The sequence below is a fragment of the Streptomyces sp. NBC_01241 genome (assembly GCF_041435435.1).
Classification (GTDB): Bacteria; Actinomycetota; Actinomycetes; order Streptomycetales; family Streptomycetaceae; genus Streptomyces.
In genome coordinates this window covers 7,363,558-7,381,522 of sequence record NZ_CP108494.1, presented here as the reverse complement: position 1 = coordinate 7,381,522, position 17,965 = coordinate 7,363,558, and the positions used below count along the sequence as shown (strand labels likewise).

Annotated in this window: 19 protein-coding genes and 1 pseudogene; 12 read left to right on the top strand and 8 right to left on the bottom strand. The window is 69.9% G+C overall.

The window, feature by feature from the left end; genetic code table 11:
- Positions 1 to 54: 54 nt before the first annotated feature.
- Positions 55 to 1,086: a zinc-binding alcohol dehydrogenase family protein gene (locus tag OG306_RS33605; protein WP_266749954.1), complete on the bottom strand. Its 1,032-nt coding sequence runs from the start codon at positions 1,084 to 1,086 to the stop codon at positions 55 to 57.
- A gap of 162 nt (positions 1,087 to 1,248) precedes the next feature.
- Here OG306_RS33605 and OG306_RS33600 point away from each other — a divergent pair, with 162 nt between their 5' ends.
- From OG306_RS33600 to OG306_RS33590, 3 genes are all read left to right on the top strand, one after another.
- Complete coding sequence (locus OG306_RS33600) at positions 1,249 to 2,076, top strand: PP2C family protein-serine/threonine phosphatase (RefSeq protein WP_266749952.1); 828 nt, start codon at positions 1,249 to 1,251, stop codon at positions 2,074 to 2,076.
- Between the two features lie 102 nt (positions 2,077 to 2,178).
- Positions 2,179 to 3,117 carry an MASE1 domain-containing protein gene (locus tag OG306_RS33595; protein ID WP_266904859.1) on the top strand — a complete coding sequence of 313 codons (939 nt, stop codon included), beginning with the start codon at positions 2,179 to 2,181 and terminating at the stop codon, positions 3,115 to 3,117.
- Between the two features lie 130 nt (positions 3,118 to 3,247).
- Entirely contained in the window at positions 3,248 to 3,742 is a 495-nt protein-coding gene (locus tag OG306_RS33590) for an SRPBCC family protein (protein WP_266749950.1), read from the top strand.
- A 194-nt stretch (positions 3,743 to 3,936) separates the two neighbouring features.
- On the opposite strand, the gene OG306_RS33585 is transcribed toward OG306_RS33590, so the two are convergent.
- Positions 3,937 to 5,052: a glycerate kinase gene (locus OG306_RS33585; protein WP_266749949.1), complete on the bottom strand. Its 1,116-nt coding sequence runs from the start codon at positions 5,050 to 5,052 to the stop codon at positions 3,937 to 3,939.
- Positions 5,053 to 5,182: 130 nt separating this feature from the next.
- Here OG306_RS33585 and OG306_RS33580 point away from each other — a divergent pair, with 130 nt between their 5' ends.
- Positions 5,183 to 5,677 carry an NUDIX domain-containing protein gene (locus OG306_RS33580; protein ID WP_266749947.1) on the top strand — a complete coding sequence of 165 codons (495 nt, stop codon included), beginning with the start codon at positions 5,183 to 5,185 and terminating at the stop codon, positions 5,675 to 5,677.
- A 389-nt stretch (positions 5,678 to 6,066) separates the two neighbouring features.
- On the opposite strand, the gene OG306_RS33575 is transcribed toward OG306_RS33580, so the two are convergent.
- Positions 6,067 to 6,471 (bottom strand): (2Fe-2S) ferredoxin domain-containing protein, encoded by a 405-nt coding sequence (locus tag OG306_RS33575; RefSeq protein WP_266749946.1) that lies wholly within the window; start codon positions 6,469 to 6,471, stop codon positions 6,067 to 6,069.
- A 338-nt stretch (positions 6,472 to 6,809) separates the two neighbouring features.
- On the opposite strand from OG306_RS33575, the gene OG306_RS33570 reads away from it, so the two are divergent.
- Positions 6,810 to 7,391 carry a TMEM165/GDT1 family protein gene (locus OG306_RS33570; protein ID WP_266749944.1) on the top strand — a complete coding sequence of 194 codons (582 nt, stop codon included), beginning with the start codon at positions 6,810 to 6,812 and terminating at the stop codon, positions 7,389 to 7,391.
- Positions 7,392 to 7,509: 118 nt separating this feature from the next.
- On the opposite strand, the gene OG306_RS33565 is transcribed toward OG306_RS33570, so the two are convergent.
- A complete protein-coding gene (locus OG306_RS33565) occupies positions 7,510 to 8,034 on the bottom strand; it encodes a methylated-DNA--[protein]-cysteine S-methyltransferase (RefSeq protein WP_266749943.1) in 525 nt (174 codons plus the stop codon).
- Positions 8,035 to 8,055: 21 nt separating this feature from the next.
- Positions 8,056 to 9,528: an AlkA N-terminal domain-containing protein gene (locus OG306_RS33560; protein WP_266749941.1), complete on the bottom strand. Its 1,473-nt coding sequence runs from the start codon at positions 9,526 to 9,528 to the stop codon at positions 8,056 to 8,058.
- 275 nt (positions 9,529 to 9,803) lie between these two features.
- On the opposite strand from OG306_RS33560, the gene OG306_RS33555 reads away from it, so the two are divergent.
- A complete protein-coding gene (locus OG306_RS33555) occupies positions 9,804 to 11,009 on the top strand; it encodes a PstS family phosphate ABC transporter substrate-binding protein (RefSeq protein WP_266749940.1) in 1,206 nt (401 codons plus the stop codon).
- Positions 11,009 to 11,314: pseudogene (locus OG306_RS33550) on the top strand (GTP-binding protein); the annotation flags it as partial. The gene OG306_RS33555 and the pseudogene OG306_RS33550, both read left to right, overlap by 1 nt.
- Positions 11,315 to 11,496: 182 nt before the next feature.
- Here OG306_RS33550 and rpsN read toward each other — a convergent pair.
- Positions 11,497 to 11,802, bottom strand: a complete 306-nt coding sequence (gene rpsN, locus OG306_RS33545; RefSeq protein WP_266749938.1) for a 30S ribosomal protein S14 — start codon at positions 11,800 to 11,802, stop codon at positions 11,497 to 11,499.
- On the bottom strand, positions 11,802 to 12,038 hold the full coding sequence (gene rpmB / locus OG306_RS33540) for a 50S ribosomal protein L28 (protein WP_266749936.1): 237 nt from the start codon (positions 12,036 to 12,038) through the stop codon (positions 11,802 to 11,804). The genes rpsN and rpmB overlap by 1 nt, the downstream gene beginning before the upstream one ends.
- Before the next feature lie 66 nt (positions 12,039 to 12,104).
- Here rpmB and rpmG point away from each other — a divergent pair, with 66 nt between their 5' ends.
- The 4 genes from rpmG to rpsR are packed head-to-tail and all read left to right on the top strand — an operon-like array spanning position 12,105 to position 13,994.
- Positions 12,105 to 12,269 carry a 50S ribosomal protein L33 gene (gene rpmG / locus OG306_RS33535; RefSeq protein WP_266749935.1) on the top strand — a complete coding sequence of 55 codons (165 nt, stop codon included), beginning with the start codon at positions 12,105 to 12,107 and terminating at the stop codon, positions 12,267 to 12,269.
- Positions 12,270 to 12,300: 31 nt separating this feature from the next.
- The gene (locus OG306_RS33530) at positions 12,301 to 12,555 is read left to right on the top strand and encodes a type B 50S ribosomal protein L31 (RefSeq protein ID WP_266749934.1); all 255 of its coding nucleotides are present in this window, start codon (positions 12,301 to 12,303) and stop codon (positions 12,553 to 12,555) included.
- Positions 12,555 to 13,709, top strand: coding sequence for a CobW family GTP-binding protein (locus OG306_RS33525; RefSeq protein ID WP_266749932.1), 1,155 nt, complete (start codon positions 12,555 to 12,557; stop codon positions 13,707 to 13,709). Before OG306_RS33530 ends, OG306_RS33525 begins: the two co-directional genes overlap by 1 nt.
- 48 nt (positions 13,710 to 13,757) lie before the next feature.
- Positions 13,758 to 13,994: a 30S ribosomal protein S18 gene (gene rpsR / locus OG306_RS33520; RefSeq protein ID WP_266749931.1), complete on the top strand. Its 237-nt coding sequence runs from the start codon at positions 13,758 to 13,760 to the stop codon at positions 13,992 to 13,994.
- On the opposite strand, the gene OG306_RS33515 is transcribed toward rpsR, so the two are convergent.
- Positions 13,979 to 14,380 carry a hypothetical protein gene (locus OG306_RS33515; RefSeq protein ID WP_371666036.1) on the bottom strand — a complete coding sequence of 134 codons (402 nt, stop codon included), beginning with the start codon at positions 14,378 to 14,380 and terminating at the stop codon, positions 13,979 to 13,981. The genes rpsR and OG306_RS33515 overlap by 16 nt on opposite strands.
- A 1,022-nt stretch (positions 14,381 to 15,402) precedes the next feature.
- Here OG306_RS33515 and OG306_RS33510 point away from each other — a divergent pair.
- Positions 15,403 to 17,931: a Pls/PosA family non-ribosomal peptide synthetase gene (locus OG306_RS33510; protein ID WP_371666035.1), complete on the top strand. Its 2,529-nt coding sequence runs from the start codon at positions 15,403 to 15,405 to the stop codon at positions 17,929 to 17,931.
- Positions 17,932 to 17,965 lie beyond the last annotated feature (34 nt).

The window sequence follows — 17,965 nt, the reverse complement described above, 5'->3', positions numbered from 1 at the left end:
CTCGCGTATCCGGGCCCTCTCACGTATCCGCCGGTCGGTCCGGGCCGGTGGCTCTCAGCCGGGTACGAGTACAGCGGCCCCGTTCACCCGGTCCGCCGCCAGGTCGGCCAGCGCCTGGTCGGCCCTGCTGAGCGGGTAGGGGCTCACCGTGACCCGGATGCCCACGCGCCCCGCCAGGGCAAGGAATTCGCGGCCGTCCTCGCGAGTGTTCGAGGTGACGCTGCGCAGATTGCGCTCCTGGAACAGGTGACGCTGATAGTTCAGCACGGGAACGTCCGACAGATGGATTCCGGCGATGGCCAGCGTGCCGGACCGGTCCAGTGCCTCCAACGCCACCGGTACCAGGTCGCCGACGGGTGCGAACAGGATCGCCGAGTCCAGGGGTTCCGGCGGGCGGTCGTAGGCGCCGCCCGCCGACGCGGCCCCCAGGTCGAGCGCGAGCTCGCGCGCCCGCGCCGAGCGGGTCAGCACGTGAACGGTGGCGCCCTCGGCGAGGGCCACCTGGGCGGCGAGGTGGGCGGACGCGCCGAAGCCGTAGATGCCCAGCCGCCCGCCCTCGGGCAGCGCGCTGCGCCTGAGCGCCCGGTATCCGATGATTCCCGCGCAGAGGAGCGGGGCGAGCCGGGCGGCGTCCTGGTCGTCCGGGAGCCGGTAGGCGTACGCCCCCGGAACCAGCGCGGTGTCGGCGAAGCCGCCGTCCGCGTCCCACCCCGTGTAGACGGACCGCGGGCAGAGGTTCTCCCGGCCGCCCCGGCAGTACCGGCAGCTCCCGCACGTACCGCGCAGCCAGGCCCCACCGACCCGGTCGCCGACACGGAAGAGACCGGACCCGTCGCCCAGGGCCGCCACCCGGCCGACGATCTCGTGGCCGGGGACGGTGGACGGACGGTGCGGCGGGAGATCGCCCTCGGCCAGGTGGAGATCCGTACGACAGACGCCGCACGCTTCCACGCTCAGCAGCAGTTCCCCGGGGCCGGGAGCCGGCACCCCGCGCCGTACGCGCACCAACGACCCGGTGCCGATCGGACCGGGTGTCTGAACGGCCCAGCCTGTGTGCCCGGCCGGGGCCGGCTCGGGGACAGTCACGTATCCAGCGTGCGGCGGCGCGAGCGCGGAGGCAACCGGCTTCGACCGCGTGCACCGGGACGTGCCGCACCGCCGCCGTGCCGCACCCCGGCCGTGCCGCGCCCGCCCTCGGGTGAGGTCGTAAGGTTTCACCAGGGGCGCACCCACACGCGCGGGAACCTCATGCACCGACACCACAGGGCACCGGACAGCACCCAGGAGCTCCTGGTCACCCTCGGGCGCCTGGTCGATCAGGCGCTGGAAAACATCAGGATCGAGCGGTCCCGGGCGGAGCTGGGCATGGAGCTGCAGCGGCGCATGCTCCCGGCCGGACTGCCCGACTTCCCGGGCATCCGGATCGCGGCCCGCTACTCGCCCTCGCAGGACGGTCTGGCTGTCGGCGGTGACTTCTACGACGCGTTCCGGATGCGGGACGGGGTCGCCGGCATCGCCATCGGTGACGTGCAGGGGCACGGGGTGGAGGCCGCGGCGTTCATGGGTGAGGTCCGGGCCAGTCTCCGGGCCCTCGCCAGCGTCACGGACGACCCCGGACAGGTACTGGCCTGCGCCAACGATCTGCTGATCTCGTTGGGCGGCGACCTGTTCACGACCTGTTGCCTGCTGAGCATCGCCCCACAGAGCGGTGCGCTCTCCATCGCCCGGGCCGGACACGTCCCGATCATCTGGGGCACCGACGACGGCGAATCCGGCATCTCCCTGGACGTCGGCGGCGTTCCCCTGGGGATACTGCCGCGCCAGCAGTACCCCGTGACCCGCCGGAGGATGAAACGATCCGGATTTCTGGTCCTGGTGACCGACGGCGTCGTGGAAGGACCGGCCTACCCGATCGACGAGGGACTGGCCGCGGTGTCCGCGCTGGTCGGCACGGCGACCGCGGCAGATCCCACCGAGCTCGCCGCACGGGTGATCCGGGTGGCGGACCTGACCGGTCATGAGGACGACGCCGCTGTCCTCGTCATCCGCTACGACGGTGCGCCGGGCACCGGTTAGCCGGATGCGCCTCGTCCGTCCGATGCGCGGGCGTGGCGTCGGCGTGGCTCCGGCGTGCCAGAGGGGTCGGTGCACCCGGGGGTGGTGTCTGATGCTGCTGTGGTGGACAGCGCACAGCTCCGGCGGCACATGGCCACGGCCTTCACGCTCCTGGCGGTGGCCGTCTGCTACTACACGACGGCCCGCCTGGGGCTGCTCCAGCAGCTGGTGCGCGGCCAGGTCACACCGCTGTGGCCACCGACCGGGATCGCGGTCACGGCCCTGCTCGTGTTCGGTCTGCGCGTCTGGCCCGGGATCGCGCTCGGCGCCCTCGCGGCCAACGTGTTCATCGGGCCTTCCGCCCTGCCCGTACTGATCATCGCGGTGGGAAACACCCTGGCCCCGATCTGTTCCTGCCTGATGCTGCGCCGGGCCGGCTTCCGCGACGACCTCGACCGCTTACGGGATGCGCTGGCCCTGGTCTTCCTCGGTGCGCTGGGCGGCATGCTCATCAGCTCGACCGTGGGCAGCGGCATCCTGGCCCTGTCGGGGGCGCTCCCGGCCGGGGGCTTCTGGCCGACCTGGTCGGTCTGGTGGACGGGCGACGCCATGGGCGTCATGGTCGTCACGCCGTTCCTTCTCGTCCTGCGCAGGGCCCGGCTGCCACACGGTGTCGGCCTGCCCCGATGCGCCGAGGCGGTCGCGCTGGTGGTGTGTACGACGACCGTCACCCTGCTGACGACCGACATTTCCCATGCCTCGCTCCTCTTCCTCGTGTTCCCCTTCCTGATCTGGGCCGCGTTCCGCTTCGAACGGGCGGGCGCCGCGTGCTGCGCACTGGGTGTGTCCGTGTTCGTGATCCTCGCCGCCGGACGGAGCACCGGCCCCTTCGCCCACCACGGCCTCCTCACCAACATGATCACGCTCCAGGCGTTCAACGGAGCGGTCTCACTCACCGCTCTGCTCCTCGCGGCGGTGATCACCGAGCGGAAGCGCACATATCAGGAAATCAAGCGACTCTGCGAGCAACTCTCCGAGAAGGTGGCCCGACTCGACACCTGATTCACTCCATCGGTCGTGCGACGCGTGCGCGGACACCCGTTCGGCAGCAGGCTGAGGGGCGACGGCACCGCGACGAGGGTTACCGGACGCCGAGACTTTCGGGCGACCGGTCGCCGTAAGAGGTGGAGCCATGCCCCGTGTGTCAGCGAATGTCCATGTGTCCCGCCCCGCCGACGAGATCTTCTCGTTCCTACGGGATCCGCGGAATCTGGCCGTGTGGTCATCGACCATAGATCACGTGATCGAGGGACCGGTCACCGCGGAACTCGGCGACGAGTACACCTGCAAGTTCCCGGGCAGGCGGCGGGCGCACCGCCTCACGTGCACCGCGAGCGCACCGGTCGAGTACCTGGCGTTCCGCGGTGCGTGCATGTGGACCCCGTTGGGGCGCCACTCGCCGGAACTGGAGTTCCGGCTGAGTCCCGGCCGACGGGGAACGATGGTCAACGTATCGGTCAAGCCCCACCTGGACGGCGGCATGATCATCCTTGCCCCGTTCGTGACGATGGCGTGGCGTCGTGACCTGCCGGCTGAGCTGCGGATCCTGGCGGAGTTGCTCACCGACGGGGAGTGTCCTGACGCGGGCACGAGTGATGGTCAGGGGGCCGAGCCGTCCGTGGGGTGACGCGGGCGGGTGTGAACATGGTCCGTCCTCACGCGGTCCATCCTCACGCGGTCCGTCCTCACCTGCCGGACGCGAGTCCTGGATCACCGGACGGACGCGAGTGTTCGATCGCCGGACGAGCGCGAGTCCTGGATCGCCGGACGAGCCTGGCCTGCTGTCCCGTCCGGCGATCCACGGTCGTAACCGGGGGCGTGCTACAGCAGGAAGTCGCGCGCGATCGCCTCGGACGCCCGCTCCAGCAGCGGTCCCGCCTGGGCCATGGAAACCGCGGGGTCCGGTTCCAGGTCCGCGAGGGCGTACGCGCGGCTGATGCCCGCGCCCGTCAGAGCCTCCGGCGGCAGGGCGAGGCGGCCGCAGACCGCCACGACCTCGATGCCCGCGGCACGGGCGGCCGCGGCCACGCCCGCCGGGGCCTTGCCGTGGAGGGTCTGCTCGTCGAGCGAGCCCTCGCCGGTGATCACCAACGTGGCCCGTGCCAGGGCGGGGGCGAAGCCGAGGACGTCGAGCATGACCTCGATGCCGGGGCGGAACCGCGCACCGAGGGCGACCAGCGCCCCGTAGCCGATGCCGCCCGCCGCCCCTGCTCCGGGCAGCCGGGCCTGGTCCGGGCCCAGGACGGACGCGTAGTGGGCGAGCGCGGCATCGAGCACCGCGATGTCGTCCTCGGTCGCGCCCTTCTGCCGGCCGTAGACCTCGGGGGCGCCCTTCGGGCCCGTCAGCGGGTTGTCCACGTCGCTGGCGAGGATCAGGTCGACGTCGGCCATGCGCGGGTCGAGGCCGGACAGGTCCGCCTCGGCCAGGTCGGCGAGGCCACCACCCCCCGGGCCGACCGGCTTGCCGTCCGCGTCCAGGAAACGGGCGCCCAGCGCGGCCAGCATCCCGGCACCGCCGTCCGTGGTCGCGCTGCCGCCGACGCCGAACACGATCGTGCGGGCGCCCGCGTCGAGCGCCGCGGCCAGCAGTTCGCCGGAGCCGTACGTCGTGGCCGTGAGCGGGGCGAACACCCCTGCGGGAAGGTGCTGGAGGCCCGAGGCCTCGGCCATCTCCACCACGGCGGTGGTGCCGCGCAGCGCGTACGCCGCGGTCACCGGATCCCCGAGCGGCCCGGTCACCCGCGCCTCGTGGCGCTCGAACCCGGCGGCCACCGCTGCCGCCACCGTGCCGTCGCCGCCGTCCGCCACGGGCAGGGTCTCGACCCGCACCCCGGGCACGACGCGCCGCAGCCCGGCCGTCACCCGCTCCGCGACCTGCACGGCCGTGAGCGAGCCCTTGAACTTGTCCGCTGCGACGAGCACGCGTGCGGTCTCCATCACTGCTCCGTCCGCCACCTTGCATCCCTTGCTTTCGAACAGGCAGTCGCGCCGCCCCGACCCTATCGGCAGCGCATACCCGCTGCCCAGAGCCGTCTCACGCCGGCACCGCCCGCACTACGCTGCCCGCGTGACCACCACTGATTACGCCACCTACATCACGGGGCTCCCCCGGGTCCTGGCCGCCGCGGCCACCGTGTTCCGGGACGTCCACGGGCGAGTGCTGCTCGTCGAGCCGAACTACCGGGACGGCTGGGCGCTGCCCGGCGGGACCGTCGAATCCGACGAGGGCGAGAGCCCTCGTCAGGCCGCGCGACGCGAGACGGCCGAGGAGATCGGGCTCGACCGGAAGCCGGGACGACTGCTCGCGGTCGACTGGGCACGCGGCCCGGCACGGCCGCCGATCGCCGCGTATCTGTACGACGGCGGAGTCCTGGACGAGGCGGAGTTGAAGACGATCCGGCTGCAGGAGGAGGAGCTCCTGTCCTGGGAACTGGTCGAACCCGACGACCTCGACCACTATCTGCTCGGCGGTCTCGCGCTGCGGCTGAAGGCGGCGCTGGACGCGCTCGATTCCGGTGGCGGCGCGGTGGAGCTGGAGGACGGCCGACCGGTGAACGGCTGACCTGTTTCGGCCCGCCCGGGAAACGCCTGACCTGGAGACCCGCCCGGTGGAGGGCTGACCCATCGGCTCACAAGGGCACCAAGCCGGGCTTCCCCGACTATTCGCTTTTCGCGCTGGACGGCGCGAAGCCGGTACGCGGCTCCGTCCGCGGGCAGCAGAGGCCGGAGCGCGGTCTGCTGCTCCCGCTGCTGCGCGAGGGCGCGCACGATGCGGCGACGGGTACGTACGGGTGGCCGACGCCGGGACAATACGGCCAATACAGCCCATACGAACTGGCCGAGGAGACCATCCGCGAGCCCATCGGCACGGCGCTCCCCGCGTTGCTGGAGCGGCTGGGCGCAGCCCCCGACCCCGCTCCCTGATCCGGCCAATGATCCAAACGAAAGACCCTAGTGGTCGAGTTCCCGCTGTACGCGGCGCGAGGGGCGGAAGGTGTACAGGTCGAGGATCTCGGGCGCGTCCGCCAGGCCCGGGCCGCCCGCGCCGACCCAGGCTGCGATGTCCTTCACGGCGTCCGGGTCGTTGACCAACCCGAGCCAGACCGGGCGGCCGCCCGCCCCGCGCCCCTCCGCGGAGGGCTGTACGACGACGACGTCGGCCTGCTCGCAGGCGTCCAGGCACTCCACGGCGCGGACCGTGGCGGTCTCGCCGAGCGAGTGGCGCAGTTCGGCGAGCAGGCCGGCATGGTCGACGTCCGGGACCTTCGCCGTCCCGCAGCAGCAGCCTCGGCAGACACTGACGGTGGGCCGGGGCATACCCCGGGCCGGGGCGGCCTTGCGGGTGCGGCGGCTCATACAGGGACGCCTCCGGTGTCGGCGCGGATGATCACCGTGGGACTGTACCGATACCTGCCACCCGGTCGAACACCTGCACTCCCCCGTCGGCCGGTGGGGTAATGTTGAGGGCTGCGAAGGGGAGTAGCCCCGCAAACCGGTCGTCGACACACTGGAGCCCTCGGGTTCCCGGTGGCCGGGCCCGTAGATCCTTACGGGCGGGCGAGACCTTCGGTCAGGTATGACACGCCCGCGCCCCGTGGGCGCTGACGTCATGCCGGGCCGAGTGGTCCTCCGAAAAGCCCGAGTGGCGCTTCGCGAAGGTCCCAGGGCCCGGCTCTCACAGAAAGCCACCCGGAATGCACCTCGACCCCCTGGCGATTCTCACCGCCTTCGGGCTGATCTTCCTCGCGGAGCTCCCGGACAAGACGATGTTCGCGTCGCTTGCCATGGGCACCCGTATGCGACCGCTGTATGTCTGGTTCGGTACGTCGTCCGCGTTCATCGTGCACGTCGCCATCGCCGTCGGGGCGGGCAGCCTGATCGGGCTGCTGCCCGACTGGATCGTCAAGCTCGTCTCGGCGTCCCTCTTCGCGTTCGGGGCGTTCATGCTGCTGCGCAACGGCGGCGGCGATGACGAGGAGGAGGGCACCACGAGGACGGTGACCGGCTTCTGGCCGGTCTACTCGACCGCGTTCATGGCGGTCTTCATCAGCGAGTGGGGTGACCTCACCCAGATCACGACGGCCAATCTGGCGGCGAGCAACGGCACCTGGTCCACGGCGATCGGGTCTGCCGCCGCCCTGATGTCCGTCTCGGCGCTGGCGCTGCTGGCAGGGCAGTTCATCGCGAAGCGGGTGCCGCTGAAGACGGTTCAGCGGATCGGTGGGATCTGCATGCTGGGGCTGGCGATCTGGACCGTTGTGGAGATCTTCGTCTGACGTCTGTGCCGCTGCGGGTCGCGGCGTTGTTCCTGCTGCAGCGGCACGGCCGTGAAGGACGGGCTCGGTTCTCCCAGGCCCGTCCTTCGCGTTTTCCCGACGCGTTCGTTCGGCGATGTCAGAAGAGCACCGGTGCGTTGTCCTGCGTGCCGCTCTCGAAGGCCAGCAGCCGCTGCTTGCGGTCGAGCCCGCCGCCGTAACCGGTGAGGCTGCCCGAGGCGCCGATGACGCGGTGGCACGGAACGATGATGCCCACCGGGTTCTTGCCGTTGGCGAGGCCCACCGCACGCGAGGCGCCCGATGTGCCGAGGAGCTCGGCCAGTTCGCCGTACGAGCGGGTCTCGCCGTACGGAATCAGCCGGAGCTGCTCCCAGACGCTGCGCTGGAACGGGGTGCCGTCGAGGTGCAACGGCAGGTCGAACTCGCGCAGTTCACCGGCGAAATACGCGTCGAGCTGGCGGATCGTCTCCGTGAAGGGGCGCGGGTCGGGCTCCCCGAAGGTCTCCTCGGGCGGGCGGTGCCGTTGGCCGGTCATGTAGAGGCCCGCGAGGACGCCGTCGGTGGCGACGAGGGTGAGCGGACCGTACGGACTGTCGACGACCGTGTGCTGCCGGGTCGCCGTACGGGTATGCGTCGCGGTCATGGGTGATCTTTCCCAACGTACTTATACGGGCAGGTGGTTGATGGGGTGATCGTCCACGGTCCAGAGGTACTGAACCGCGTAGGCGCGCCAAGGACGCCAGGCCGCCGCGCGGGCGGTGAGCCTTGCGGGGGTCGACGGGAGGCCGAGCTCCTCGGCCGCGCGCCGGATACCGAGGTCGGTGGGGAGGAAGGCGTCCGGGTCGCCGAGCGCCCGCATCGCGATCACCTCGACGGTCCAGGGGCCGAAGCCGGGCAGAGCGGCCAGTTCGGACCGGGCCTTCTCCCAGTCCGTGTCGGTGCCGAGTCGCAGCGTGCCGTCGGCGAGTGCGCCGACGAGGGTGGTGAGGGTGGTGCGGCGGCTGCCGGGCAGGGCGAGCTGTTCGGGGTCGAGACCGGCGAGGGCCTCGGGGGCCGGGAAGAGATGGGTGAGGCCGCCCTCCGGGTCGTCGACGGGGACACCGTGCGCGGTGACCAGACGGGCCGCGTGGGTGCGGGCGGCAGCGGTCGAGACCTGCTGCCCGAGCACGGCCCGTACGGCGAATTCCGCACCGTCGACGGTGCGTGGCACCCGTCGGCCGGGCGCCTTGTCGACCAGGGGGGCGAGCAGCGGATCGGCGCGCAACCGGTCGTCGACGGCCACCGGGTCGGCGTCCAGGTCGAGCAGCCAGCGGCAGCGGCTGATCGCGAGGGTGAGGTCGCGCGGATCGGTGAGGAGGAGCCGGCAGGCGATGTAGTCGGGGTGCGGGGCGAGGGCGACGATGCCGTGCCCGTACCGGAGGGTGAGTGTGCGGCGGTAGGCGCCGTCGCGCCACTCCTCGACGCCCGGGACCGCGGTCGCGGCGAGGTGGCCGAAGAGGTTCGTCGGGTTGAGCGGGGCCCGGTACGGCAGCCGCAGCACTATCACTCCGGGCGTGGGCGATGGCGCCGCGGACCGGGTGGCGCGGCTGCGCAGCTCGCCCGGGGCGAGCGCGAAGACCTCACGGACGGTGTCGTTGAAGGTGCGGATCGAGGAGAACCCGGCGGCGAACGCGACCTCGGCCATGGGCAGCCCGGTCGTCTCGATCAGCAGCCGCGCGGTCTGCGCGCGCTGCGCCCGGGCCAGGGCGAGCGGACCGGCACCCAGCTCGGCGAGCAGCTGGCGCTCGATCTGCCGGGAGGAGTAACCGAGCCGGGCCGCGAGACCGGGCACGCCCTCGCGGTCGACGACACCGTCCCGGATGAGTCGCATCGCACGGGCGACGGAGTCGGCGCGGGCGTTCCACTCCGGGGAGCCGGGGCTGGTGTCGGGCCGGCACCGCTTGCAGGCCCGGAACCCGGCCTGCTGGCAGGCGGCGGCGCTGGGGTAGAAGGTCATGTTCTCGGCCTTGGGCGGCACGACGGGGCAGCTGGGGCGGCAGTAGATCCGGGTGGTCAGGACCGCTGTGAAGAACCATCCGTCGAAGCGGGCGTCCTTGGACCGGACGGCTCGCACGCAGCGCTCGGTGTCGGTGTGCATGGTTCAAGCATCGACCACCGGGCATCCGGGGGCTCGCGAAAATTCGACATCAACCTCGCGCTGCCAGAGTCTCTTCGAATTCCCAGCGGACCGACGACTCGGTGACGGATCCTGAGCAGAATGATCAAAAGGATGATCAATGAGCATTAACGGCAGCCTTCTGGCCCTCACCGGGTGCCCGGCCCTAGCGTTCCGGTCGCCATCGCAGGACAGGCATCCGGGTGCGGAGCGTTCCTCCCCGGATGCCCTTCGGACCTACATCCGGGAGACCATCGATGAAACGTACAGCTCGCGCGGCAACCGCGCTGGCCGTCACCGTCGCACTCGCGGCGGCCGGCACCGTCACGAGTCTCGCCAGCACCGACAACCACGCCGACAGCCTGACGACTTGGGCCGTCGCACCGCAGACAAAGGTGACCCCGCAGACCCCGGAACAGGACGAGTACAACAAGGCGAACGGCCGCCCCCTCCCCACTTCCGAACTCCTCCAGCCGACGCTCGACACCGGCCTGGGAACGTACCGGGCCAAGCCGAAGAACTCGCTGCGCGGTGACTACGAGTGCGCCGCCTCGGATGTACTCGCCGACCTCTCCCACAAGTGGATCAAGGAATTCGAGAAGAAGTACCCCAAGGTCCACATCAGCGTGAACCCGCCGTACGCCGGAAGCCTCGGGGCACTGGAGCTGATCAAGGGCAAGCTCGACTGCGTCTTTGTATCGCGCGAACTGAAGCCGACCGACATCGAGGGCTTCCACGACGCCTTCGGATACGACCCGTTCAGCGTCCCCATATCCGGGGGGAGTTACCGGCACTTCGGCTTCCTGGACTCGGTCGGGTTCATGGTCAACAAGAAGAACCCGGTGGACAAGCTCTCCCTCGACCAGCTCGACGCCGTGCTGTCCACCACCCACAACCGCGGCGGCGCGGCCGCCACCACCTGGGGCGACCTGGGTGCGACCGGCGACTGGGCCGACAAGCCGGTCCACATCGTAGGCATCCAGCCGTGGAACGGCTTCGAGGAGTTCGTTCGCCAGCGGGTGCTCGACCACGACGGCAAGCGCGGCGAGTGGCGTCCGGGGGTGGCGGACGGCACGACTCCCGCCGATCCAGCGGTGCACTGGGAGAAGACCGTCTTCAACCTCTCCAAAGCGGTCTCCGAGGACCCCTACGCCATCGGATACACGGGGATGGCCTACGTCGACTCGGCGGTCAAGGTCATCTCGCTCAGCGACCACGCCGGCGGCCCGGCGTACGCCCCCACGTACGAGAACGTCGCCTCGGCTGTGTACCCGCTGAGCCGGGTCACCTATTTCAACGCCAACAAGCAGCCGGGGAAGCATCTGGACCCGGTCATGGAGGAGTTGCTCCGGTTCATCCTCAGCAAGGAGGGCCAGCAGGTGGCCTCGGGTCAGCAGACCTTCCTGCCGCTGCGCTCCGGCCAGACCCGCGGCAGCCTCGACGCACTCGACACCGCACCCTGATCCTGCGGTCCAAGGGCTTCTTCTGGCCGGCCAGTCGACCGAAGGTGACCGACCTGTGGTCGCAGGCCGGCTCCGTCGCACGCTTCGAGGCCTCCGGTGCGCACGACACGGACACCACCCAGGGTCAGGAGTTGGTGTTCATCGGCACGGGACTGCACGCCGATCTCCTGCGCACGGCCCTGACGGACTGTCTCCTGACCGAGGGCGAAGTCGTCCCGTCCGTCGACCCGTTCCCCGAGTGGGACACCTACGGCATCGACGACACCTGCGAATACGAGCATGCCGAACCCGTATCGCGGGCCTGAGAACCCCGGGTCGGGCGGTGGTCGCAGCCACGGCATCGTCCAGCCCGGCACACATGACGCAGCTCCGGTGATCCGTCCGATCACCGGAGCTGCGCCATGTCACGCCTTCACGCGGGTGGCGGCCGACCGCGCTCCTCCTGCCGGACGCCGCGACCGACCGCCACCTACCTCGAACAGCCTTGTCACCAGGAGGACTTGGTGACTCCGGGAAGGAATCCGGCATGGGCCTGCTCACGCATCCGCACCCGTGAAAGCCCGAACTTGCGCAGGTGCCCGCGCGGCCGCCCGTCCACACCGTCCCGGTTTCGCACCCGGGTCGCGCTGGCGTCACGCGGCTGGCGCCGGAGTTCGTCCACGGCGGCGCGGCGTCCGGTGTCCGTGGTGGACGGTCTGCGGATGATCTCCTTCAACTCGGCGCGTCGGGCGGCATATCGCTCGACGATCGCCTTGCGCTTCTCGTTCTGCACGATCTTGCTCTTCTTGGCCATCAGACCTTCACTCCCCTGGCGCGGATGCGGGCGACGGCCGCCTCGATCCCGATGGCGTCGATGGTCTTGATCGCCTTGGCGCTGAGCGTCAGCCGGATGTTCCGGCCCTCGCTCGGCAGCCAGTACCTCTTGCGCTGGATGTTCGGGTCGAAGCGGCGCGAGGTGCGCCGATGCGAATGGGAGATGTTGTTGCCGAATTCCGGTCGCGCGCCGGTGAGTTGGCAGTGAGCGGACATGGCCCTACCCGCTTTCCACGGCGAACCGCTTGTTGGAAATGGAAATCATTGCCATATAGTAGCGCCATGGCACGCAACGAACTACGCCCGGTCGTCAAGCTCCGCTCCACCGCGGGGACCGGCTACACGTACGTCACCCGCAAGAACCGCCGGAACGACCCCGAGCGCATGGTTGTGCACAAGTACGACCCGGTCGCCCGCAAGCACGTCGAATTCCGCGAAGAGCGCTGACCGCTCCCGCCCGATCCAGAAGGACACCCCCATGAAGCCCGGAATCCACCCCGAGTACGGCCCCGTCGTCTTCCGTGACAAGGCCGCCGGCTCCGCCTTCCTCACCCGTTCCACCGCGACCAGCGACAAGACGGTCGAGTGGGAGGACGGCAACACCTACCCCGTCGTCGATGTCGAAATCTCCTCCGCGAGCCATCCCTTCTACACGGGTACCGCGCGCGTTCTGGACACCGCCGGACGCGTCGAGCGGTTCGAGCGCCGCTACGGCCGTCGCGGGGCGAACTGATGCAGGACCAGGCCCGGTTGCCCGTCGTGATCGTCGGCGGGCTCCACTCCGACGCCCGCAAGGAGGTCGTGGACCGGCTGCTGCGTACCGTCCCCGGCAGCGTCGCCCTCCACCACGATCTGGCCACCGCCGCCGAAGGCACCGTGCGGCGTGTCGTGCGGGACGCGTCGGGTGAGCTGTCCCGCGGTGACGCCCCGCTCGTCAACGACTGCGCTTGCTGCGCGCTGCGCGAGGACCTGGTACCCGAGCTGGAGCGGCTGGCCGGCACCGGTCCGGCCGGGCTGGCGATCGTCGAGCTGTGGGACTCCGTCGAGCCCAGGGCGATGGCCGAGGTCGTCGTTGCGCACGGCGGTCACGCGCTCGAACTCACCAACGTGATGACCGCCGTCGACCCGGCGCTCGTGCTGCCCTACCTCGGGAACGGCGACGACCTGGCCGAGGCGGGGCTCGCGGCGGCCGCCACGGACCGGCGGACCGTGGGCGACACCTGGGCGCGGCAGCTGGAGTACGCGCCCGTGATCGCTCTTGTCGACAGCGAAGCCGCCGACGACGAGGACCGCGCGCTGCTCACCCAGCTCCACCCGACCGCGCGTCAGGTGCCCGCCGGTTCGGGGGAACTCGGCGAGTCGGCCTTCGCCGGCTTCGACGTGGAATCGGCCGCGGCGGCCCAGCACCCCGCCTGCGCGCTGCTGCCGCAGGAGGCGGACGAGGCCGGGGTCGCCACGCTCGTCTGGCACCGCCGCCGGCCCTTCCACCCCGAACGGCTCTACCAGGCGCTGGAAGACCTGTGCTGCGCGGCCGCGCGCAGCCGTGGGCGGTTCTGGCTCGCCGACCGCCCCGACACCCTGCTTGCCTGGGACGCCGCCGGTGGTGCGCTCTGCGTAGAGAACGCGGGCCCGTGGCTGGCCTCCCTGCCGGACGCCGCCTGGGACCTGGTGGATCCGATGCGCCGGGCGGCGGCCTCGCTCGACTGGCACCCCGAGCACGGCGACTGCTGCCAGCACCTCGTGTTCACCTCCCCCGGCCTCGACCGCGACGGGGTGGCGCGGCTCCTCGACTCCTGCCTGCTCACCGACGTCGAGTACGCCGCGGGGCCCGAGGCGTGGAAACGGCTTCCGGCCCCCTTCGACTCGCTCCTCGACCCGGTTTCCTGACCGCCGCGGCGCACACCGCTCCGCACCACTCCGTCCCAAGGAATGCGCATGACACGACGCAACGATCCCCACAAGCCCCTGAAGGCCCGCCCCAACCCGCTGGACACGGCCGGGATCACCTACATCGACTACAAGGACACCGAACTGCTCCGGAAGTTCATCTCCGACCGCGGCAAGATCCGCAGTCGTCGCGTGACCCGGGTCACCGCACAGCAGCAGCGACAGCTCGCCCGGGCGATCAGAAACGCCCGCGAGATGGCACTCCTGCCCTACGCGCACAGATAACAGCGCAGGCAGCAGCGGAAGTTGCGCGCGTTCGCCGGACCCGTCCATGCGGTCTGGGACCCACATGGTTCGGCGGACGCGGCGTGGCCATCAGCCCTGCGCCGCCAGGACCTCTTCAAATGCTCCGCGTGCGCGTGCGATGCGAACCATGCGAACCGCACCTCCTCGACGGGCGGGGCGGCCTGCTCCGGAACCGTACGGACGGCGATGCGCGCGCCGTCGTCCATCGGCCGGCCGTAGATCCCGGACGAGACGGCGGGAAAGGCCACCATCGCCGGCTTCGGCTTCGCCCTGCGGTACGACTCACCGGCCACCGACGCCATCAGTTGCTCGGTGTCGACGGCACGACTCGGCGAAAAGCACGGGGCCCGGATCGTCGCGGACATGCGGAAGACGCGGACCGAGATCGAGAGTGTCCTGTCGCCCGCCTCGGGCGCTGCCGACCGGGCGCTGACCCACCGCAGCGCTCTTCACCCAAGCGGCTCTCTCGGACGTTGCTGGATTCGGTCCGCACGCTCCTCGACCGGGCCGGCCCTCGACCATGCCGCCGGGCGATATCGACCTGCGGACCGTCGGCGCAGCCGCACTCGTCCTGCCAGCGGCCCATGGCCTCCTCGCCGGAGCGGCCACCACCCCCGTCGGCCGGCGCATCGAGGAGGCCACGTCCTCGGAGGCCGAGGCCGCCGGGGACAAGGCCGCGGCGGCTGTATCGAGTCATGGCGGAACCGTCGCATCCGCCGGGCGGTGCAGCGTACACCGGTACGCCTCCGGCTCACGGCTGAACGACAGCGCCCGCGGCAACCGGGTGGCAGGCGCACGGCGCTTCACCGGGCGTTGTCAGGGCGCGGGCTGCCGCACCGGCTCCACTCACGATCGCGAGGTCACTGCCTCCGGACGGGCCTACCTCACTTGGCCGAGTCACATCAGATGGTTGCGGCCACCCGTGTCACCGCGCCACCACTGAGAAGCGCGCACATGTCGCTCCGCCTCCTCACAGCTGCGATGCCCCGGATTTCGTCACCGCCCCGCGCCCCTGCGCAGCTCTTCCCGGATCAGGCACGTACCACTCGCATACAGTACGGGAGACGAATGCGCAGCTCATCGCCGTCCCGCCGGGCAGGTTCGTGGACGAGGCGTGAACCGGGCGGCGAGCGCTCGGCGTTCAGGCGCCAGGCGTCCGGCAGCGAGGACCGCCTCGGCGCCGTCGAGACCTGCTGCCGCGCCGATGCAACCGAGCTCGAGTGGCAGCCCGACGGTGGACAGCTAAGACTGAGGCAGCGGTTTTGGATCCGGACAACAGATCCCGACCTCGTGATTTCCGGACCACTCGCTCCGGCCATCGAAAAGCGCGAGCACAGGGCGGCGACCGTAATGGCTGCGGCGCCCGAAAGTTCCTCAAGGAGCTCCCATGGAGGAGAAATCTCTCGACGTCCTGACGCCCGGGCCGGATGAATTCGCGATCGATTTACGCGAGTACACCAGCCCGGAGACCGACATCGAGAAAGACCTCGCCGAGGTGCTGGCTGACGTCATGCGCGTCGAACGGGTGTCGATCGACAGCCATTTCTTCGATGACCTCGGCGCCAATTCATTGGTGATGGCTCACTTCTGCGCACGCGTCAGGAAGCGGGCGGACCTTCCCTCGGCGTCGATGAAGGACATCTACCGGCACCCCACGATTCGCAGCCTGGCGACGGGGCTCGCGAACGCCGCGCCCGTCGAGTCGTCGGTCCCGGCGCCGGCCGAGGTGGTGATCCCGGTCGGCACTGCGCGGTACGCCCTCTGCGGAACCCTGCAGTTCGTGCTCTTCCTGGGTTACTCCTTCTGCGCCGGATTTGTTGCCGACCGAGGCTATACATGGGTCTCCGCCGGGTCGGGTCTGATCGACATCTACCTGCGGTCCTTCGTCTTCGGAAGCATCGGCTTCGTCGCTCTGTGCACCTTCCCCATCGCGGCCAAATGGCTCCTCATCGGCCGGTGGAAATCGCGCGAGTTTCCGGTCTGGGGTCTGACCTATCTGCGCTTCTGGACCGTCAAGGTGCTGATCCACGCCAACCCGATGATCTTCTTCGTCGGCAATCCCTTGTACGTGCTGTACCTGCGAGCGCTGGGCGCGCGGATCGGCAAAGGGGTCACGATCCTCTCCCGCAACGTTCCGGCCTGCCCCGATCTGCTCACGGTCGGGGCCGGCACGGTGATCCGCAAAGACTCGTTCTTCCTCTGTTACCGGGCGCACGCCGGCCGTATCCAGACCGGCCGGGTCACCCTCGGCCGGGACGTGTACATCGGCGAGAAGACCGTGCTCGACATCGACACGTCGATGGGCGACGGGGCTCAACTCGGCCACACGTCCACGCTGTACAGCGGTCAGGCGGTCCCGGGCGGTCAGCGCTGGCACGGGTCCCCGGCACAGCTCACGGAGCACGACTACCTGAGGATCGGGCCGGCCCCATGCGGCACGCTGCGCCGGGCCGGCTTCGGTCTCATCACCGTGCTTCAGTTGTTCTTCCTCTACGTGCCGCTGGCTATCGGGGGCGCGTACATGCTGGTGACCCTGGTTCCGGCGCTGCACAACCGGCTGAGCCGGAGCACGGTGGACCTCACATCGTCGGCTCTCTACATCGACGCGCTGGTCCTTTCCCTGCTGCTGTTCTTCGGCTTCGTCGTCGTGGGCCTGGCCGTGATGTTCACCGTTCCGCGCCTGCTGAACCTGGTCGTCAAGCCGGACAAGGTCTATCCGCTGTACGGGTTTCATTACTCGGCGCACCGGGCGATCGGGCGCATGACCAACATCAAGTTCTTCACATGGCTGTTCGGTGACAGCTCCTACATCGTCCACTACTTGCGCGGCATCGGATACGACTTGTCCCGGGTCGAGCAGACCGGGTCGAACTTCGGCACGGAAGTGCAACACGAGACCCCGTTTCTGTGCTCGGTCGGAAGCGGGACGATGGTCGCCGACGGGCTCTCCATCATCAACGCCGACTATTCGAGCACGTCCTTCCGGGTGTCCCGGGCCTCGATCGGGTCAAACAACTTCCTCGGGAACAACATCGCCTATCCCTCGGGGGCCAGGACGGGCAAGAACTGTCTCCTCGCGACGAAGGTAATGGTTCCGCTCGAAGGCGAGGTGCGCGAGGGGGTGGGCCTGCTCGGCTCACCGTGCTTCGAGATTCCCCGGTCGGTCGAGCGCGATTCCCGGTTCGACCATCTGCGCACCGGCGACGAGTTGCGCCGCAACCTCGCCGCGAAGAACCGCTACAACACCCGCTCGATGGTCTTCTTCCTGCTCGTGCGGTGGCTGCACTTCTTCGTGCTCACGATGCTCGGCCTGGCGAACGCCGAGCTGTACGACTCCTACGGGCATGTGCTGATCGCCGCGTTCCTGGTGCTCAGCCTCGGGTTCACCGCCCTCTACTTCGTAGTGGTGGAACGCGGCATCGCGGCATTCCGTGCGCTGCGACCGCAGGTGTGCTCCATCTACGACCCGTACTTCTGGTGGCATGAGCGCCTCTGGAAGGTGCCCGACCACTACCTCGACATCTTCAACGGCACCCCTTTCAAGAACGTGATCTGGCGGATGCTGGGTGTCCGGATCGGCAGCAGGGTCTTCGATGACGGCTGCTACATGACGGAGCGGACGCTCACCACCATCGGGAACGACTGCACGCTCAATGCGGGAAGCAAGATCCAGTGCCACTCGCAGGAGGACGGCACCTTCAAATCCGATCGCAGCACCCTCGACGCCGGCTGCACCCTCGGTGTGGGAGCCCATGTCCATTACGGCGTGACGATGGGCACCGGCGCGGTGCTCGCACCCGACTCCTTCCTCATGAAAGGCGAGGAGGTCCCCGAGCACGCACGCTGGGGAGGAAATCCCGCCACGGAGATGCGCGTCGCCCCTCATCAGCCCGAGGCGCTGACGCGGAAGGGATAGCAGCGCCGCCCTTGTCGGCGCTGAACAGCACGAT